The organism is Streptomyces sp. NPDC025273 (assembly GCF_040638585.1).
In the GTDB taxonomy this organism is placed as follows: Bacteria; Actinomycetota; Actinomycetes; order Streptomycetales; family Streptomycetaceae; genus Streptomyces; species Streptomyces cinereorectus.
The window spans coordinates 1-2,012 of the sequence record NZ_JBEZYP010000049.1; the positions used below are offsets into that span (position 1 = coordinate 1).

1 protein-coding gene is annotated in these 2,012 nt (G+C 70.0%); it reads left to right on the forward strand.

The annotated features are described in order from the left end of the window. On the forward strand, positions 1–2,012 hold a 2,012-nt coding region (locus tag AB0F38_RS31620), incomplete at both ends, for a condensation domain-containing protein (protein WP_361900884.1).

Here is a 2,012-nt window from a genome sequence, read left to right on the forward strand (position 1 = left end):
CGGATGTATCGCACGGGAGATCTGGTCCGGTGGCGTCCCGACGGGCAGTTGGACTATCTGGGCCGTGCGGACGGGCAGGTGAAGGTCCGTGGCCATCGTGTCGAACTCGGTGAGGTCGAGGAAGTCCTTAGCCGGCATCCGCAGATCAACGGCGCTGTTGTCGTCGCCCGGGAGGACGTGACCGGGTCGCTGCGACTGGTCGCCCATGTCGAAACGGCGGGCGGAGAGATTCCGGCCGATCTGACCTCCCACACGCGCGCCTGGCTACCGGAGTTCATGGTGCCCTCGGTCTTCGTCGGCTTGGAGGAGTTCCCTCTCCTCCCCAACGGCAAGATCGACCGGTCCGCTCTCCCCGACCCGGAACCCGGCACCGGCCACACCTCCTACCGCGCCCCGTCCGGGCGCGCCGAGGAGCTGGTCGCCGAGACCTGGCGCGAGGTCCTTGAGGTCACCGATATCGGCGCGGACGACGACTTCTTCGCCCTCGGCGGCCACTCCCTCCTCGCCACCCGGCTCACTCACCGGCTCGGCGAGGCCCTTGGCACCCGCGTACCGCTGCACCTCGTCTTCGAACACCCCACACTCGCGGACTTCGCTGCCCGCCTCCCGGCCGACAAGGAACAGGGGCGTACACCGCCGATCACCCTGCTCGACCGGGCCCTGGAACCGGACGGCACCCTCGTGCTGCCGGCGTCGCTCGGTCAGGAACGGCTCTGGGTCCAGTGTGCGCTGGACCCGCGGGCCAACCTCGCTTACCACATCAGGGGCGCCGTCCACCTCCACGGACCGCTGAACGAGAACGCGCTGGCCACCGCCCTCCATCACCTCGCGCGTCGCCATGAAGTCCTGCGTACCTCGCTGCGCCAGATCGACGGCGAACTCCGCCAGGTCGTGGCACCCGATCCCGAAGTGCCGCTGAGCCGGGCCACCACCACCGACTGGGAAGCGGTGATCGACGCGGAGACCCGTCGGGCCTTCGACCTCTCCACCGGTCCCCTCTGGCACGTCACACTCGTCAGCACCGGGCCCGAGCACCACGTCGTCGTCATGAGCCTGCATCACGCCATCGCCGACGGCTGGTCCCTGGATCTCATCCTCCGGGAGATCGGCCGGAGTTACGCCATACTCCTGCGCACCCCCGGCACCGAAGCCCTCTCGCCCTCGCCCGTCCAGTACGCCGAAGCAGCCGCCTGGCAGCGCGAAACAGCGCCGAAGGACGTGGAGTTCTGGCGGTCCCACCTGGCAGGCGCCTCATCGGCCGGCCTGCCGACCGACCGGCCCCGCCCCCCTCAGCAGACCTTCCGAGGTGACGCGGTACCGCTGACCCTTCCGCAGGAGGCACTGGCCACCGCGGCACGGGAGGCGGCAACCACCTCGTTCACCGTCCTCGCGACGGCCCTTGCCATCGTCCTCGCCAAGCTCACGGACCGGTACGACGTGACCCTCGGCGTACCCGTTGCCGGCCGCGACCACCCGGACACGGCGGAGGTCGTCGGCTACCTCGTCGACACCCTCCCGCTCCGTCTGCGCCCGGACCCGGACGGCACACTCGCCGATGCCCTGGACGCGACACGCTCGCTCGTGGACGCCATCCGCGCACACCCGCGGATTCCCCTGGAGGAACTGCTCCGGGAACTGCGCCCGCACCGCGACCGCAGCCCGCTGTTCCAGGTGCTGCTAGCGGTCAACGGAACGCCGCCCCGTTATGAACTCGCCGGTCTGGAGGTGAGCCCTGCTCCCGTTCCGTTCCGCACCACTCCCTACGACCTGGTCGTCCAGGCGGAGGAGCGCGATGGCCGAGTCACCGGGCATCTGCTCTTCAACACCGACTTGTTCGAGCACTCCACCGCAGTCCTCGTCGCGGACCGGCTCGCCACGGTTGTCCAGGCTCTGGCCGACGATCCTGGCCGGACCGTCGCCGGGGTGGATGTGCGGTCGGTGGGGGAGCGGGAGCGGTTGGGTGTGTTGTCGGTGGGTGGGCGGTTGGTGGGGAGGGTGGCTGGTCGGGTGGA